12 protein-coding genes are annotated in these 16810 nt (G+C 65.6%); 8 read left to right on the top strand and 4 right to left on the bottom strand.

Annotated features, from left to right (window positions below):
- Positions 1 to 49 precede the first annotated feature (49 nt).
- From ACGFNJ_RS16055 to ACGFNJ_RS16030, 6 genes are all read left to right on the top strand, one after another.
- Positions 50 to 1330, top strand: a complete 1281-nt coding sequence (locus tag ACGFNJ_RS16055) for a hypothetical protein (protein ID WP_393447942.1) — start codon at positions 50 to 52, stop codon at positions 1328 to 1330.
- A complete protein-coding gene (locus ACGFNJ_RS16050; protein WP_393447940.1) occupies positions 1327 to 5778 on the top strand; it encodes a hypothetical protein in 4452 nt (1483 codons plus the stop codon). The genes ACGFNJ_RS16055 and ACGFNJ_RS16050 overlap by 4 nt, the downstream gene beginning before the upstream one ends.
- 6 nt (positions 5779 to 5784) lie before the next feature.
- Positions 5785 to 6105: a hypothetical protein gene (locus ACGFNJ_RS16045; RefSeq protein ID WP_393447938.1), complete on the top strand. Its 321-nt coding sequence runs from the start codon at positions 5785 to 5787 to the stop codon at positions 6103 to 6105.
- 91 nt (positions 6106 to 6196) lie between these two features.
- On the top strand, positions 6197 to 8686 hold the full coding sequence (locus ACGFNJ_RS16040; protein ID WP_393447936.1) for a hypothetical protein: 2490 nt from the start codon (positions 6197 to 6199) through the stop codon (positions 8684 to 8686).
- Positions 8683 to 9519, top strand: coding sequence for an ESX secretion-associated protein EspG (locus tag ACGFNJ_RS16035; protein ID WP_393447934.1), 837 nt, complete (start codon positions 8683 to 8685; stop codon positions 9517 to 9519). Before ACGFNJ_RS16040 ends, ACGFNJ_RS16035 begins: the two co-directional genes overlap by 4 nt.
- A 30-nt stretch (positions 9520 to 9549) precedes the next feature.
- A complete protein-coding gene (locus tag ACGFNJ_RS16030; protein ID WP_393447931.1) occupies positions 9550 to 10005 on the top strand; it encodes a YbaB/EbfC family nucleoid-associated protein in 456 nt (151 codons plus the stop codon).
- Positions 10006 to 10017: 12 nt separating this feature from the next.
- On the opposite strand, the gene ACGFNJ_RS16025 is transcribed toward ACGFNJ_RS16030, so the two are convergent.
- Positions 10018 to 10605 carry a TetR/AcrR family transcriptional regulator gene (locus ACGFNJ_RS16025; protein WP_393447929.1) on the bottom strand — a complete coding sequence of 196 codons (588 nt, stop codon included), beginning with the start codon at positions 10603 to 10605 and terminating at the stop codon, positions 10018 to 10020.
- Positions 10606 to 10700: 95 nt separating this feature from the next.
- Between ACGFNJ_RS16025 and ACGFNJ_RS16020 the strand changes: the two genes are divergently transcribed.
- Positions 10701 to 11234, top strand: coding sequence for a GNAT family N-acetyltransferase (locus tag ACGFNJ_RS16020; RefSeq protein ID WP_393447927.1), 534 nt, complete (start codon positions 10701 to 10703; stop codon positions 11232 to 11234).
- A 36-nt stretch (positions 11235 to 11270) separates the two neighbouring features.
- Here ACGFNJ_RS16020 and ACGFNJ_RS16015 read toward each other — a convergent pair whose 3' ends face one another.
- Positions 11271 to 12947: a hypothetical protein gene (locus tag ACGFNJ_RS16015; protein ID WP_393447925.1), complete on the bottom strand. Its 1677-nt coding sequence runs from the start codon at positions 12945 to 12947 to the stop codon at positions 11271 to 11273.
- Between the two features lie 309 nt (positions 12948 to 13256).
- On the opposite strand from ACGFNJ_RS16015, the gene ACGFNJ_RS16010 reads away from it, so the two are divergent.
- Positions 13257 to 14240, top strand: coding sequence for an LLM class flavin-dependent oxidoreductase (locus tag ACGFNJ_RS16010; protein ID WP_393447923.1), 984 nt, complete (start codon positions 13257 to 13259; stop codon positions 14238 to 14240).
- A gap of 8 nt (positions 14241 to 14248) precedes the next feature.
- On the opposite strand, the gene ACGFNJ_RS16005 is transcribed toward ACGFNJ_RS16010, so the two are convergent.
- Both ACGFNJ_RS16005 and ACGFNJ_RS16000 read right to left on the bottom strand, forming a co-directional pair.
- On the bottom strand, positions 14249 to 15469 hold the full coding sequence (locus tag ACGFNJ_RS16005) for a family 2 encapsulin nanocompartment cargo protein terpene cyclase (RefSeq protein ID WP_393449974.1): 1221 nt from the start codon (positions 15467 to 15469) through the stop codon (positions 14249 to 14251).
- Positions 15470 to 15655: 186 nt separating this feature from the next.
- Positions 15656 to 16792, bottom strand: a complete 1137-nt coding sequence (locus ACGFNJ_RS16000; RefSeq protein WP_393447921.1) for an FAD-binding oxidoreductase — start codon at positions 16790 to 16792, stop codon at positions 15656 to 15658.
- Positions 16793 to 16810 lie beyond the last annotated feature (18 nt).

Here is a 16810-nt window from a genome sequence, read left to right as displayed (position 1 = left end):
CGCGGAAAGCCAAAGACAGCACCGGCGAAACCGGCTGATGCTGGATGTCATGTCTTCCTCCGTGGGCACTGGTATCGAGCCCGTCGCTGGCCCATCGGAGGAGAACACCGACATACCTTTCACACTGTCGATCGACGAGCCGTCACCACGCGCCGCGGTGACCGAGCCCGATTCCCCTACCGTCGATGTCGAGGTGGACACCCCCGTTGATCATGTGCCGGGGATCCCCGCAGAGGCGGGTAGGCATGTGTTGCACCGAATCGCGCTGGCGTTCGCAGATGTGGCGCCGGAGGGCTGGCAGCAACTGGATGTGCTGCTCGTCGTCACCGTCGCGGACGGGATGGCGCAGGCGTATTGCATTGATGCCGAGGGCAGTTCGATCGAGCTGAAGGTTCCGGACACGGTGGTGGCGCCCGCGCACGAACACCGCGCATTGACCGCCGAGCTGACCGGTCGGACCTGGTGGCGAATGATGTTGCGGTTCACCGATGCTGGACAGCTCGATGTTGATCTGGACTACGGTGACGAACCGATTCCGGACGAACATCGCTTGGCGCCCGAATCGTATTCTGCTGATCTGCAAGTCTTTCCGCGTGACACCTTGCCGATCTGGCTCGGGGCATACTTGGGGCCGCCAGGTCAGCAGGCGAGGCCGCCGCGCCGGGCGCTGCCGGACCCCGGCGCACGGCGCGGTGTCCGCGCGCTAGGCCTTCCGGCGTTGCCGCTGCTGTGGGCGCGCTGGGCGGTGATATCCGCGGCCTTCGTCGCCGGTCGGCCCGAGTGGGGTCCGCGAATAATGGTGTCGGCCGGCTGGTTCGAGGGCGCCAACGGCGGCAGCACCGTGATCGTGCTGCCGGGCGGCCGAGCTGTGCTGTCCGGGGGCACCGCGCACGCTCCCGCACTGCACGCCGCTTACAACGGCCGCGCCGAGATGCCCGATCTCTATGCGGGAGCGCCGGATTGGGTGGCCGATCCAGTGCTCAATGCCCGAATGGCACGCGGCATGTTGTCATTCTGCTATTGGTGGGAAGGCGACAGCTGGTATCGCGGCGACTCGCCGGACGCGGATCAGATCGGTGCCGCCATACCAGGGATATGGACCGCGGAGACGGTGATCGAGGTGGTGGCGGACGTGCTGTCCGCACCGTGGCCATCGGTCACCGCGCTGGTGCACGCCGCTGAACAAGGCACCGTCACCCGCGACCTGCTCGCCGAAATACTGCCGCCCGACGGAAGTTTCGACATCGGCGAGGTGTGGTACCAGCTGGCGCTGGCCGGCGTCACCGATGCGCAGGCGGCATCGCCAGGCCGACCTGGGGTGCGGGCATGAGCCTGGACCTGCCGGAAGAACTGCGGTGGCTGGCCTGGCTCGCCGGAGCCGCCTGGCCGGACGGCGACGAAGACCAGCTGTTCGAGCTGGCGAAAGTATGGGAGAAGGCGAGCAAAGACACCAAAGCGCTGATCCCGTCCGTCGAGGCCGCCAAAAAAGCGGCGATGCGCGCCTACGGTGACGGCGAAGGCGGCGCGGCCATTGCGAAGCTCTTCGATCCGCTCCTCACCGGCGACGAGTCACTCGACCAACTCGCCCAGAATTATCAGCAGATTTCGGACGCCGTCTTCGACATGGGCACCCAGGTGGAATCCGTCAAGCTGACGGTCATCGTCTCGCTGGTTGCGCTGGCGATCGAGATCATCTGGGCGTGGCTGTTTCCGCCTACCGCGGCTGCTGCGGAGGCTGTGGCCGTCGCATCGACGCGAAGCTTCCTGCGGACGTTCGAGAATTGGGTGGTCAAGGATGTCACCGCGCTTGCCCAAAAGTTGGGTGCGCTGGCCCAGAAGGGTCTCAGAAAGTTCCCTGGACTCGGCAAGGTGCAGATCAAACCGAGTTGGTTCAAGAACACCGGACTCTATGCGCAGAAGATTCCGGAGAGCATGGGGATCTCGGTGTTCCTCGATGGTTTGGTGCAAACCATCGAATTGGGGAAAGGGCATAGCAAGGAATGGAACTGGAAGCAGACGTTGCTCTCCGGTGCTGCGGCCGGTGTCGGTACCTACCCTGGTATCAAGAGCGCCCGTGAGACGGGCAAGAATTTCGACAAGCTGTTCGGCAGCGCGTTCAAGCCCAAACATGGTGGCGGATACTTTCATACACAAGTCAAGCCGATGGCGGGCGATGGGCTGAAGGGCGGCATCTCGGGGATAACCTCCGGCGCTGTCTCCACGTTCTTCGGCAACGGTGTCGTTGCGCTGGATCCGGACATCAGTTTCAAAGATGCGAACGGTTCGCCGGAGACATGGGTCGGCGGCATGGGCCGTGGCGGAATAGTCGGCGGTGGGCGCGGCATCCTCGGATACAAGAGAGGGCCGGACAACGGCAAAATGGGTCCGTGGCCCAACGTGTTCGACAAGAACATGGTCCCGATCTCCGGAAAGGGAGGAACTTCCGGTAGTTCCGGGAACGGGGGACGTTCCGAAAACGATGGAACCAACTCGATACCGATGCACGACCTCGGGTCGAACAACGGTGGCAACAACGGCGTTTCGCGCGGACCGTCCGAACACAATTCCGGGCACCCAGGCGACGGCAGTTCGCGACCGTCCGGCGAGAGCACGCAATCACGTGCGCAAGTACCTGACACCACACCGACGAATTCTCGTTCGAGTGACCCACAGAACCCGGTGAGCAGCGGCAGCCAACGAGATCAAACGGAACCTCCACCGCCCGTGGACAAGTCGCAGCCAGAGCCACCGCCGGTGATGCCAGAGCGGACCCCGGGAGATGAGCCGCCACCCCCGGCAACACAAGAGCGCACCACAGGAGGCGAACCACCGCCACCGGTCACCCATGAACGCGCCCCTGGCGACCAACCACCACCGGTCACCCACGAACGGACCCTCGGCGACGAACCACCACCGGTCACCCACGAACGCACCCCAGGTGACGAACCACCACCGGTCACCCACGAACGCACCCCAGGTGACGAACCACCACCGGTCACCCACGAACGCACCCTCGGCGACGAACCACCACCGATCACGCCAGATCGGACCCCCGGCGACGAGCCACCACCGGTTCATGATTCGGGAACGCAGACACCGCAGTCGGACAAGTCGGAGTCGAATGTGCCTCCGCCGGTGGACAAGTCACAGCCGCAGCCCGAGACGCAGACACAACGACCCGCTGCCGACGAGTCGCCGGTTCAACCGCACGATGAGCAGCCCGTGCGTGGCCCAGAGTCGCAGACTCCACCGCCAGTCACCCACGACCGCACCCAAGGAGCCGAACCACCACCAGTTATCCACGAACGCGCCCCTGGCGACGAGCCCCCGCCGGTCACCCACGAACGCTCCCCTGGCGATGAACCGCCTCCGGTCACTCATGAACGTGCCCCTGGCAACGAACCACCACGAGTCACCCACGAACGCACCCCCGGAGACGAGCCACCACCGGTTCGTGATTCGGGAGCGCAGACGCCGCAGGCAGATAAGTCGCAATCGGAGTCGAATGTGCCTCCGCCAGTAAACAAGTCACAGCCGCAGCCCGAGACGCAGACACAACGACCCGCTGCGGACGAGCAGCCGGGACGACCGCACGATGAGCAGCCAGTGCGCGACTCGGGGCCGCAGACTCCACCGCCGCCCGTGCGTGACTTGGGAGTGCAGGCTCCGCCCGCGCGTGACCCGGGAACACAGACTCCGCCCGCGCGAGACCCGAGCACACAGACCCCGCCTGTGCGTGACTCGAGGCCGCAGACTTCACCGCCATCGCCGTCAGGTGGTGATCACAGGACACCTCCGTCGCCGTCGCCCAAGGGCGGCGACCTCAAGGCACCGTCCCTCACGCCGCCGCCTCCGCGACCCGAGTCGGGGCCGCCGGGTCGGCTGCCGTGGCTGGACCGGGTGGATGTCCCGTTGGACCGCCCGAGGTCGGCGCCGCCGGGCGCCGGAATGCAACCGCCTGCGGACGTGGCGCCACCACCGAAGGGCAAGGCAGGTCTTGCGCCCGACGGCGGAAATGTGCTGCCGCACCGGGATTCGGACTCGCCCGAACACGTCTGGCATGGATACGGGCGTGATCCGAATTCTTCGTCGGGCACCGACGACTACTTTCCGTCGCTCCGCCCCGACGGCGGATGGCCGCCGGGCAGCGACGGCTCGTCGTCAACCCCCACACCGCCACCCGTGCCGCGGTCAGGTTCAGGGTCGCCCGATCTTGCGCCGCCGAAGCAGTCGCCCTCGAGTGATAAGCCGCCGATCCATCAGCCGAAGCCTCGGTATCCCCACGCCCCGAAGTGGATGGACGAGTCGCAGCCGCCATCGCGAGACGAGTCGTCCCCACCACCACCACGAAACGAGTTGTCACCTCCGCACGACAAGTCGCAGCCATCGCCGCGAGACGAAATGTCACCCCCGCGCGACAAGTCGTCCTCACCACCACGAGACGAGACGCCACCAGCACCAAGAGACGAGACGTCCCGACCACCACGAGACGAGTCCTACTCCCCGCCACCACGAGACGAGTCCTCCCCACCAAAGCCGCAGGATCAGATCCCTTGGTCCGATGCGGACGGTCCACGTCCATCGTTCCGCCCCGATGAGGGGTTGCCGGTGGATGGCGATGGTTCGACGTGGGTGAAGGTTCCGTCGCCGTGGGGCGAGCACGGCGAAGGTCCGTGGCGTAGCGGCGCGGATCCGAAAGCACCACCGCCCCAAGGTAAAAGCTCTGGCGATCACGAGCCGCCGACGAGCACACCGCCCGCGAAGCCGACAGTGGAGGACCCGCCTGCGAAGACTCCGCCGCAGGACGATCGCAGCTCGACACCACCACCCGATCGCAGCGCGACACCTCCGGACGGTGACGGCGCACCTCCGCCGTTGCGGGATCACACTCCCCCGCCCGCCGAGGGTGACAATGCAACGCCGCGTCCTGCTTTGGATGATCCTTTTTCGAAGTACAACCGACCGGACAAGGCGCACGCTGTCGATTCCAACGGTGCGCGCACCGAAGTCGGTCCAGACACGACGACTATCCAAAAGCGTCCGAGCGGAACAGTTTCCGTGCGAACTCCGGACGGCACCGAGCACACGTTCACGTCCGGCGAATCACGCGTCAAGGACCCGAACGGCGAAACGATCGTCGGTAACGACACGGTGCTGGTCAGGTCGTCGAGGCCGGGTGGCTACCCACCCGATGTGTGGATCGATCACCGCTCAGGAAAGGTGCACGTCGGCCCCGACGATGTGCTACCCCCTGGCCAGCGCCGTGATTTCGGGAACGGCACGATCGTCGAGCGCACACCGGACGGCGCGAAAATCACCTACGCCGACGGCCCGGTGCGCGACCGCGAGCTACGTGGCGACCGCGTCGTCACCACCTACCGGGACGGCTCAACGCGCGAGGCCCGCATCGACGGCACCGTCGTGGTGACTGCGCCGGACGGACGGGAGTGGGTCATCCGTGGCGACGGCGTGACCCGGCTGACCGGGCCGAACGGCAGATCCTGGATCGGCACGGACGGTGCGATCTGGACGATCGGTCACGACGGCACGGTAGATCGTCAGGTCCTGAAGAAGACTGCCGCGGGTACGTGGATCATCGAATTCCAGAGTAAGGGCACCGCGCTGCCCGGCGGCGAATTGAAGGCCAAGTCGCGTCCGAAACTCATCCGCGAAACCGACGGGCTCCCAGGCGAATTCCATACGCCGGATGTCCCCGATCTGGCCGACTGGGTGCCGGACGGCTATCCCGAACCACCCGATGAGAAGAAAGAGAAGTGATCAGCGATGGCTTCCACAGTTCACGTCGACACCGGACTGCTGCGCACCGACGTGGCGCCGAAAATCGATGAGGCGCGCGCAAGTTTGGCGAAAATAATGACCGCGCTGAAGGGGGAACTGGCAGCGAAAGGCGTGGTGTGGGGCGATGACAAGTACGGCAGGACGTTCGCCGACGGCGAGAACGGCTACAAGTCCGTATCCAAAAATATGGTCGAGAGCGGAGACGGCATGGCGGAGCACCTCGGCAAGTTCTCGGGCAGCGTCCGCGAGGCGGCGAACTGGCTGGACAAGCAGGACGCAACGGGGGCACAACGACTAAAGGGCTGATCGGCCGTGCCCGACGGCGGAAACTGCTCCGCTGTCGGAACATTCGGCGATCACTGTTCAGCGCACCGGCACAGAGGAGTAGGGAGAAACGATGGCGCACAAGGTCGACTCACCGTGGCCAGGACTCAAGAAACAGGCGGGCGACGGCTTTCTGAAGTTCGAGCCGAAGGCGGCTGAGGACAGCGCCCTCCTCTGTGCCGAGTTGATCGGCCGCCTCAAGGGCGTGCAGGAGATGATCACCAATAACTCCCTGGACAAGCTCGACAATATGGGCGCGCACTTCGCAGGCAACCCGGACCCGAAATATCTGGGCTCCTATGGCCCGTTCGGCGGTTTGGTGTCGTCATTCGCCTTCTCCGACCGGATGAGCGGCAAGGCCGTCGAGTTGAGCGAGCGGCTGAACTCGCACATCCAGGTGCTCACCCTCATGGGCGAGACTTTTCGAGACGCGGGCCGGAAGTATGAAGGGAGTGAAGCGAATTCGAAAGAGGTCTTCGACCGGCTGGGGAACATGAAGATCACGCACGAGACGATCCACGCGAACGTGTCCAAGATGCCCGGGGTCGACACCATCTCGAAATCAACGGCACCACCACCTTTTCTCTTGGAGACCGGTGGCGGCAAGTCCAAGCCCGTCGATCCCGAACCGCCGGACAGCCGGACTTGGGGAGACCTGTTCTGGCATGGCGCACGCATTGTCCCGAATGCCGGCGTGTTCTCATCCTTTGTGTGGCATTGGATTTCCAACGAACTCGACGATGCGGGAACAGTTTTCAAGGACTCGCTGGGTAAGGTCAAGGCAGCGAAATGGGAGGGGCAGGGGGCGGAGGCGGCCATGCAGGCGGTTGCCAACTATCAGCCCTCGGTGGCAAAGCTCGCCGAAGGTGCGGATCTCATGGGCGAGCTGTTCAGTTACACCGCACAGTGGTTGTACACCACAAAATCATGGATGCCGAAGACATTGCAGCCCAACAATTACAACAATCACAACGATCTTGCCGAGGTCAGGCTCAAGTATGGCGAGCACTACGTCACCGGCATCAAGAACACCACCTCAGTCCTCCCGACCTTTACTGATCCGTATACCGGGGTGAAGGGCCCTGGCAAGGGCGGAGACAAGCCGGGCGGGGACAAGCCCGGTGGCGACAAGCCCGGTGGCGACAAGCCCGGTGGCGACAAACCAGGCGGGGACAAACCAGGCGGGGACAAGCCGAGCGAAACCGCTGGTCCGGGCGAGGGCGGTAAAAGCCAGCAGACCGAGTCGACAGCAGGCACGCCGATGGCCGTCCAACGCGCACCCAGCGGCAACCACAGTCCCGATAACACCAACAACGGCAACAACAACCCGAACAACAAGAACAACTCGAACACCCCGAACGGCATCGGTGGCCCGGGTCCAGCCGGCAATGGTGTCAACTCGGGCCAGAACAATGCCGGCAGCCTCAAACCCGGCGGCAATTCGTCTGGCGCGAACGGCAATCCGACCGGTTCCGGCACCTATCAGGACGGTTACCGCAAGGGCTACGAAGACGGCAGCCAGGGCAAGCCGTACGCGCCAGGCGACAAGCCACAGGGTGCAGGCAACAATGGCGACAAGTCCCCCACGCCTGTCACGGCAAGCAGCGGCAACACCCCGGCGGTATCGAAAGTGCCGCCGGCACCGGAGGTGAAAACCCAAGTGCCCGGGAACCAGGGCGGGCCACCACCTCCTGTCATGCCCCCGTTGACCGGTGGCAACAACGGCGGACCTGGGCGCAACAGCGGCCCACAGCAGCCGATCGCCCCGGAGCGGAAAGGTCCTGGCGGCTATAACGTTCCGCCCAAGCCGGAGGAGAAGCCGCTCTCCCCGGAACGAAAAGGCCCTGGCGACAAAGTCACTACCAAGCCGGTGGAGCAGAAGAAGCCGGGCGGCACCTTCGAAGACGGCTACAAGAAGGGCTACACCGACTGCGCCGAAGGCAAGCCTTTCCACCCGATGCCGCCGTCGGATCAGCCCGAATCACCGTGCGACAAGGACAAACCCGAGCCAAGAAGCGGCCAGGACCGTCCGGAGACGCGCGACAACAACTCGTCGAAACAGCCCGACCACTCGCGGTGGGCGAGTCCGGCCACACCACCGTCGAGTTCTGCGTCCGACCCGATCCGCTCGTTCCTCGACCTGGCGAAACAGGCTGGGGAAGCGATCAAGCCTGCCGTCGACGCGGCCGCCCAACTCCAGCATTCGTTGAGCGCCGCCCTTCCTCCGCTCGACGGCTCGCTCCCTGGCAACCATGGCGGCGGTCCAGGGCCCGGTCCCGGCGGCCCCGGTCCAGGACCGGACGTCCCTGCCCAGCCACTGCGTGACCCGAAACTGTTCCCGCGTGCGACGCCGCCGACCTTCCCCAACCAGCTCGCGCCCGCCATGCCGTACGGTCCTGGCATGCCGATGAGCGGCATGCCGGGTTCCCCAGGTGCGCCGGGTGCGGCCGCCCAAGCAGGCGGAGCGGGCCACAAGCGAGCCAAGTACCTCGATTCGGTGACCCATTTCGAAGAGGATCTCGGTACGCCCGTCGCTGCTTCGATGCCGGTGATCGAGCCATGACCGCCACCTGGAATTTCACCGACCTGGAATTCGTGGTGCTGTGGGAGCGGCACACCGACGACGCGCTGCCTGCCCCGTTCGTCTACACCTGTCGCTACGACCGCGAGTCCGAGTACGAGCGCGCGAAATTCGAGACGTGGGAGCGGTTGCGCATCCAGGTCGGTCGATCTTTCGAGGGCGTGCTCGAGACCGTGTCGAATCCGGAGGCGGTGATCACGGTCTGCGCCTGGTGTGACCACGAGATGGAGAATCCGAAGAAGCGGCTGTGGGTCCACGCGGTCCGGTCGGGTGCGCAGGCGTACGTGTTGACGCAGCTGCCTGGCGAAACCATCGACCACAGTGGCGGTTTCACGGTGGTCGAGTGCGCACCGCGCGATCTGGCGGAGGCGGTGGTCCGCACGCTGCCCGCCGCGGTGCCCGCCGGGCGACAGGAAAACATCACCATCATCACCGGCGACATGCTGGCCGGCGAACACCACGGGTTCCGTTGGGCCAGAGTGTCCGACGATGGCGTCGAGTCTGTCGAAGCCCGTAGCTTGCGGTTCTTTCGCACACCGGCAACGACCACCGGCACGATCAGAATCCGGCAGGGGCGTTCGATGTTCGGCTCGCGCGGCATGGACGAAGAACTGTTGCTCTGGCGCGATGTGCGCGACGACGGTCGCTACGTGATCCCCATCAATGCGAACCCCATCGCGATGGGGGTCGGCACCGAGCGCTTGTCCCGGATGGTCGACACGGCGATCGAGCTGATGCTCGAGCGAGCCGAAGACCATTGGGAGACTGCGCAATCGCTGTCGAATCAGCGCAGACATCTCGGCGCGGCGTGGTGACCGACCTGATCGCGAGAAGCGGAGACTTCGATGACGAATGACCGGCTCCGCGCCGACGCGGCGACGATGATGGACGCGCTGCACGAGCACTTGACCGGCCTCGCCGATATCCAGCAGCAGCGGATGGCGTTGACCGCCTCCGCCTCGGCCTGCGACAAGCGGATACAGGTGACGGTGAATGCGAGCGGCGTGCTCATCGGGACCGTATTCGCTGACGACATCGGCGATTTGACCTACGACGAGATCGCCGAGGCGATGACCGAAGCAGTGCAGGCCGCGGCGGCCGACGTGGAACGGAAAGGACGCGCGCTGCTGCAACCGCTGAGCGAACGCCGGTCCTGGCTACCGAAGCTGTCCGAGATGATCGAGGGCGCACCGAATCTCGATCCCGAGGTGCCGCGAGAACCCGCGAGGGCAGTACCTGACCTCTCCGATGCGGCGGAGCACATCTGGCGGAAACCGCGAGTCTCCGACCAGAATTGGTGAGATCGCGAGACGCTATGTGCGTCGAGCAGGATAGCTGACCGCCCAGGCAGCCTCGATCATCCGGAAGATCTCGTCCACGGCGACCGCCGGCTCATCGGCCTCCCTGGCGAGCGAAAAGGCGTCGACGACGAACCTCGCGAGCGCCCGGCACGCCGTTGCGCTCGGCGCCGGGACGAGAGTTGCCGCGATGACTGTTGCCAGCGAGTCCGCGTAGCGCAGCCGCATCGACTCCTCGTACTCGCGGAGGGCGGGCGTTTGATTGATCATGCGCCAGATCGGCGTGCCGGTGTCGGCCGCACAGTGCCGCACCATGGCGTGGATCTCGTGGCGCAGCGCGGGGATGAGCGGTTCGTCGGCCGCCCGGTCGGTGACCGCCCGGGTCAGGCGCTGCTCGAAGTTCTCGTCTTGCTCGAAGACCAGGGCCTCTTTCGAGGCGAAATGGGAAAAGACCGTGGTGACGGCCACATCCGCTTCGGCGGCCACGTCCCGAATGCCCACCGCGTCGTACCCGCGTGCCAAGAACAGCCGCAAAGCGGTGTCGGCGATGTTCTGGCGGGTCGCGGCCTTCTTCCGCTCGCGACGCCCGGTCGGCACGGTCATGCACTGATGCTATCAGGAACAAATAAGTACCTGTTCGGAAACCCTAACTGTTATGTTCCGAGCACGCTCCGCCACTACCGATCGGGAACCCGCGCATGGTCGCACACTCGCCATACCAGCTAGATCTGCCCAGCGACGCGCTGTCGAACGTGCTCGCCGACGCCACGTTGTCCGCCTTCCGGCCCGACGATCTCGCCGAACTCGTTGTCCTGCAACGATGCTGCTGGGTGCCGGAGGCAGTGCTCAACAACATGCTCGACCTGCCCGCACTGCGCGAAACACACGACGAGGTGCTGGCGTGGGCGACCGCATCGACGACTCTCGTTGTGCGGCAACGCGGACGTCTGGTTGCGGCGGTCCGTGGCCAGATCCACGACACCGACTGGCTTATCGGTCGGCTCATGGTCGCACCCGACCTCGCCGGGCGCGGCCTCGGCTCGCAGCTACTGCGCTTGATCGAAAGTCTCGCTCCCCCACAGATCGCACAATTCGTCCTGTTCACCGGTGCCAACAGTGCACGGAACATCCGCATGTACCAGAACGCGGGCTATCGGCTTCTTCCCACACCGGACCCGCTCTCGCCCAACCACATCAGCGGCGTCGTCCATATGGCCAAGCCTCGGCACTGAGCCAACGACCGGCCGTATGGGCGCCGGAGTAGGAAGTTAGTCCGGAACGGCCGACCTCGGTTGTGCCAGTACCGCTTCCACCGGAACAGCGATGAAACCACCGCCGATCACGACGATCCGGTCGGCTGCTCGGCTCCAGTACAACGCCGAGTAGCTGTCCCTGTCGTCGAACAGCTCAGGCGGCAGCGGGATGTAGGTGCGGCTCTCCGGGAAGTAGAGCACGCCGACATGACCCTCGTCGTTGCCACCGAACTTCAGCAGTAGACCGCCGTCCGGTCCCGGACGCACGGCCATCACATTCGTCCACGCCTCGCCATGCCGGATCGGTGCGCCGCCTCGACGGATCTCGTGCAGGTCGCGATTCGACAGATAGAAGAATCCGTTGTCGCCCGCCGGCACCGAGGTGAACTCGACGGATGAGCGCTTGGCACCCATCTCGAACGCAAGCGCACAGCCGGTGCCCGCCGCGTCGAGTTCGTAACCGTTTCCGTCCCAGATCAATACGGTGCTGCCGTCGGCCAGCCGGGCGGCCCCGGTCATCGGAAGCGCGGCGTCGCCGAGCACGCTTTTCACCACGACCGCATCGGGGATGCCCGGAATCGGCTCCCACACACCGGAGTCCGCGAGCCACAGCGGACCGGGCAGCGGGTCGCCGACGTTCATGCCGCCGAATCGCAGCAGGTGCGTCTTCACCTCATGCAGCACCACCGGACGCGCCCCGAGGAAGTAGCACTCGTGCGCGTAGAGGTCGGCCGCACCCGGCCCCTTGGGCGGCAATACGCGTGGCGCGTCGTCGTTGCCGTCCACCAGGATCGGCCCGAACACGCGCGGACGCACCTTGGTGTCGACGGTGGACTGCGCGAGCCAACCGCCCGTCGGCGACTGCGCCGCCGCTACCCAGAATTCATTGCGCTGCAAGGACAAGCGCGGCGGCCACGCCTCGAGATCCCACAACTCCACCCACGGAGTCTTTCCATCGCTGTGCGACAACAGGAATCCGTCGACAATCTCATCGAGGACGCTCGCGATCGGCGAGGCCGGTGCGGTCTCCACCGCGGCGGCCGGAGTTCCGTCGTTGCCCAGGTACTGCGCCCACATCAGGTCGGGGTCGCCGGGGAACTCCCCCGCCGCAGGCACCGCGAGATCGGTTGCCTCCCAATACCCGAGCTTGCGATCGACGGCCGCCCGCAGGGTGGCCACGATCCCCCGGTACTTACGCTGCTCGCCTTTCGTCATCGGCGCGAGCTGCTCGTCCACCCACGCCAGCACCTCCGCCACATGCTCGGCGGGCACGTAGAGGCCGGTCGAGTAGTTCCCGCTGAACCATCCCGACGAGAACCGCCCACCCAGTTGCGGATGTGCCGCAACGACTTCGGTGAACAACCCGTCCGGCGCATATTCGGCCTTCGGCACGAACACCGCGTCGGGGAACACCCGGCCCGCTTCGAACGCCAGGCCCAACGCCAGCCCTCGCTCGTACCGGTACGGCAGCATCGACGCGCTGAACATGATCGCCGCGACGGACACGGCCGCCGCCGCGGCATGCCCGTCCGCTCCGACCAGCAGCTCCCGCACCTGTCGCCAGAGGTCCTCAGCGCCAGGCCGCACCCGATCCAGCGCCGTTGGCTCGGCGGAACTCCCGAGCAGCCGGGGCACGAACTGCTCCCGGATCGCGTCCTCGTCCACCAGATGCAATGTGCAGTCGTATCCCATGACCCTCCGCCTCGTCCTGCGTCCTCTCATGCAACCACGTGTACGACGGGTGTTCCCCTCGGGCATCCCCAGGCACGCGAACTCCTCGGCAAAGCCGAGGTTGCTGCATCAATTCCACGTCACGACGACATCAACCAGCCTGCCGTGCCTCGAAGCTCCTACCTACTGATCGCGGCGCCGAGGCCCAGCTCCGGGGCGGTGCCTGCGCGAAAGTTCGCGTACCGTAATCCGATTGATCATCGGCAAGCCGAGAACCGTCGTCGGAGTCCCCGCACGACTACCATTCCGGCTGCAGAGCAGGTGCGCGGCGTGTCCGCTGCCGAAGAAAGGCAGATCTTCATGGTTTCCACTGTCCCTGTCGGGATTGCGATATTCCCGCCGCCGGTACGCCCTGTGCTGGATGCGATTACGCGGGCGGAGGAGGCAGGCGTCAGCACGGCCTGGGTGCCCACGTGGCCGGTCGGTCCGGACGGGCTGAGCATTGTCACCGCGGCGGCCGCTCGTACCAGCAGCATCGGACTGGCCAGCGGCATCGCGATCACCTACCCCAGCCATCCGCTGGCCAGGGCGAACGAGGCGCTGGTCGCGGCTGAGCTCGCGCCGGGACGATTCCGGCTCGGCGTCGGAGCCAGTCACAAGGTAGCGATCGAAGGTATCTACGGCCTGCCCTACGGCAAGCCGCTCGGCCATTTGCGCGAATACATCGCGGTGCTGCGTGGCATGTTGTGGGACGGGCACGTCGACCTCGACGGCGAGTACTACCAGGTGCACGCCGCCCTGCCTGACGCGCTCACGCCGCCGCGGCCGCCGATTGTCCTGGCCGCTGTGCGCCAGAACATGATTCGTTTGGCGGGCGAGATCTCCGACGGCGCGATGCTCACCTGGGCGGGCCCGTCCTATGTGCGCTCGATCGCCAGGCCTGCGCTGGAAGCCGGAGCACAACTGGCTCAGCGCCCATGCCCACCCCTGATCGTCAGCGCACCCATCGTGCTCACCGACGACTTCAACATCGTGCGTGAGGTGGCGCAGGGTGTCTTCTCCGCCTATCGAACCTTCCCCACGTACGCGAAGATGTTCCGCGAGGCGGGATTTCCCCTCACCGCAGAGGGCCTGCTGAGCGACGATTTCATCCGCGAAGGCTTCGTCTACGGCGACGAGGAAACCATTCACCAGCGCCTGAGCGACCTGCACAAGGCAGGCGCCGACGAAATCGTCGCGATGATCTGCCCGCTCACCGACCCCGTCGGCGAAGAGGCCGCCATCCTGAAAATCATCACGCAGATCACCGCGTAGGCGGTGTCTCAGGCTCGATCGGCGGACTCCGACTTGTAGCGACTGGTGGCGCTGTGCCATTCGAGTCCGCCTGCCATCCAGGCCTGCGCACCGCGCAGAAACCGGTGCAGTTCCAGCGACGGGACGGCAGAGAGTTCGCGTTGGGCGGTCTCGAATCCTCTGACGAAGTCGTTGTGCAGGGCGACTGTTCGTTCGATCGCGTCATCGAGCGAACAGTTCTCTTCCGCCGCGATCAACAGCACCAGGTTGGAGTCGGGCAGTTCGTCGGCCGCCTCCCTTTCCGCCGAGTAGAGGTCGTTGACGAGGACCGATGCGGTGCCTGCCTGCATGAGGGCGCGATGGAACCGCTTGTCGTAGAAGAGATTTCCGGTGAGCTCATAGCTGCCTACGACGTCGATCAGCGTCATCGACGTGTAGAAGCTGTCGTGCTGGCGCGCCGCGAGGTAACGCCATGCGGCAGGCGGTGTTTCGAGATATCGCCAGGCCGCGTAGGCGGTCCAGCTCACATACATCTGGAACGTGGTGTTGCACGCGCGCATCACCTGCGACGGGGTCGCGTGGCTGGTCAGGTGTGCGGTCGCGGACCGCAGTGCGACGAGCACCGGATCGGCGGTCACCGCCTCCTCGAGTTGCTCGGTGTAGCTCCCAGCGTGCGGCGGCGGGTCCATCGCCGACATCACCAACGCGAGGCGCGGCGGCAGCTCCGTCGGTGTTGCGCCCAACGGCGTCTCGTCGGCGTAGTAGTCGTCGGCCGCCCACCACGCGGCGTTCATCTGCGCGGCGACGAGCAGCATGTCGGGGTCGTCGCTGTCGGGATGGGTCAGCATGGCCAACCGCCCGAAACCGGTGTCGCGGAACTTGTCCATCCGGCCCTCGTGAATACCGACGCGTTCGGCCCACGCCACCAACCGGCGATTGACCTCCTCGCCTAGAGCCTCGTCGATGCGCGCGGTCGCCGGGCAGTAGAGGGGCGAGTGGGAACCATCACCCCATGCCCGCTCCAGATACGGCAGCGGCGCGTAGGTGTCCCGCCGCGCGAACCCGAGGCCGGACGGCACCCGGCCGATCTCACCGCCGGACGCTAGTTCCCGTGCAGGGCCGGTGAGATCGCAAGCAGTGTAGGCATTTTCGCCGAGCTCGACCGTGGTCTGCCCGGACGCGCCGGGGATATGGAACGCCGAGGTCCCCAAACCCAACGGTGCGGCCAATAACTGTTGGAGCTGATGCATCACGTTCGTTCCTCCCCTGACCAAGGGTGAGCGTCGATCAAACAGTGACATGCGCAGCGTGCGTGGAGCTTTTTCGCGACAAATAGATGGTAGTGCCAACATTCGTCGGTCGTCAGCGGAATCCAGGAATGAACCCGTGCTCGATGTCGGCCGCGGCGGCCCGCGGCCGACTGCGTCAGGCGGCGCTCACACCTCGAGTTCCACATCGCTGATCGGATAGGCGACACAGGAATGCGTGTAGCCGAACTGCTCATCGGAGAGGCGCAGCTTGGCCTCTGCGGCGGTGTGCACCTGTCCCTTCACCACGCGCACCCGGCACAGGCTGCACTCACCCGAGCGGCATGCGGCCTCGGGTCGAATTCTCCTGTCCTCCAGCGCATCCAGGAGCGGGCGGTCGCGCCGGGTGCGGAAGGAGGCGCCGCCGACGGTCACGGTCACCTCCTCGCCGGGTTCGGCACCGGCAGGCCAGTGCGGCTGCGCGGCGGGCGCGGCAGGTGCGCCGTTGGCTTCGAAGCGAATCCGTTTGCGCGAATGACCGAGCGCGGTCAACTGCTCGAGCGCGTACGGATACAGCGCCTGCGGCCCACAGACGTACACCATGCGTCGACCCAGATCCCCCGCGAGCGCGGCGATGACGTCGACGGACAGGAATCCGGTCGCGCCGTCCCACTCGGCATCGGGCTCGGCGATGACATGATCGACGGAGATACCGGGATGAGCGGCAGCCACCGCGTCGAGCTCGTCGCGGAAGATGATGTCGGAAGCGTTGCGGGAACCGTAGATCAGCTGGAACCGCCGGTCCAAGCCGAGCTCGATCACCTCGCGGATCATGCTCATCGCCGGGACCACACCGGAACCACCGGCCAGGAACACCAGATCCTCGCCGTGGAACAGCGGATTGTGATGGAAGGTGCCCATCGGTCCGGTCGTGTTCACGATCTGCCCGGTCTCGACCGTGTCGAGCAGGAGATTGCTGATCCGCCCGCCGGGAACCCGGCGCACGGTGAGGTCGTAGTGGCCGAGCCGGGTCGGGCTCGAGGAGATGGCGTACGGGCGGCTCGTCCCGTCGACGAAGACGTTGACGTACTGCCCGGCGAGAAACGGCGGGAGTTCTTCCCTGTCAAGGCTTTCCATACGGAAGGTCTTGGTGGTCGCCGTCTCGTCGATGACCTCGGCGACGATCAGTCGCAGCCGCTTGGGGTGGTAGGCGTCGATGGTGCCGCGTGTTTCGGCGAGGTGATCGCGGGTGTCGGCGGCGCGGGCATCGAGCTCCGCGAGCACCTTCCCTGCGCCATCGAACCGTTCGGCAAGTGGGTGTTTCATGTTGTTGGTCCTTCGGTT

The organism is Nocardia sp. NPDC049149, from assembly GCF_043197455.1.
Classification (GTDB): domain Bacteria; phylum Actinomycetota; class Actinomycetes; order Mycobacteriales; family Mycobacteriaceae; genus Nocardia.
This window is presented reverse-complemented; position numbering and strand designations above follow the sequence as displayed.

Bases quoted from the DNA above. Each gene is read 5' to 3' on its own strand.
- ACGFNJ_RS16000 (WP_393447921.1), bottom strand. From the start codon at position 16,792: ATGAAACACCCACTTGCCGAACGGTTCGATGGCGCAGGGAAGGTGCTC.
- ACGFNJ_RS16020 (WP_393447927.1), top strand. From the start codon at position 10,701: ATGGTCGCACACTCGCCATACCAGCTAGATCTGCCCAGCGACGCGCTG.
- ACGFNJ_RS16040 (WP_393447936.1), top strand. From the start codon at position 6,197: ATGGCGCACAAGGTCGACTCACCGTGGCCAGGACTCAAGAAACAGGCG.
- ACGFNJ_RS16050 (WP_393447940.1), top strand. From the start codon at position 1,327: ATGAGCCTGGACCTGCCGGAAGAACTGCGGTGGCTGGCCTGGCTCGCC.
- ACGFNJ_RS16035 (WP_393447934.1), top strand. From the start codon at position 8,683: ATGACCGCCACCTGGAATTTCACCGACCTGGAATTCGTGGTGCTGTGG.
- ACGFNJ_RS16015 (WP_393447925.1), bottom strand. From the start codon at position 12,947: ATGGGATACGACTGCACATTGCATCTGGTGGACGAGGACGCGATCCGG.
- ACGFNJ_RS16045 (WP_393447938.1), top strand. From the start codon at position 5,785: ATGGCTTCCACAGTTCACGTCGACACCGGACTGCTGCGCACCGACGTG.
- ACGFNJ_RS16025 (WP_393447929.1), bottom strand. From the start codon at position 10,605: ATGACCGTGCCGACCGGGCGTCGCGAGCGGAAGAAGGCCGCGACCCGC.
- ACGFNJ_RS16005 (WP_393449974.1), bottom strand. From the start codon at position 15,469: ATGCATCAGCTCCAACAGTTATTGGCCGCACCGTTGGGTTTGGGGACC.
- ACGFNJ_RS16030 (WP_393447931.1), top strand. From the start codon at position 9,550: ATGACGAATGACCGGCTCCGCGCCGACGCGGCGACGATGATGGACGCG.
- ACGFNJ_RS16055 (WP_393447942.1), top strand. From the start codon at position 50: ATGTCTTCCTCCGTGGGCACTGGTATCGAGCCCGTCGCTGGCCCATCG.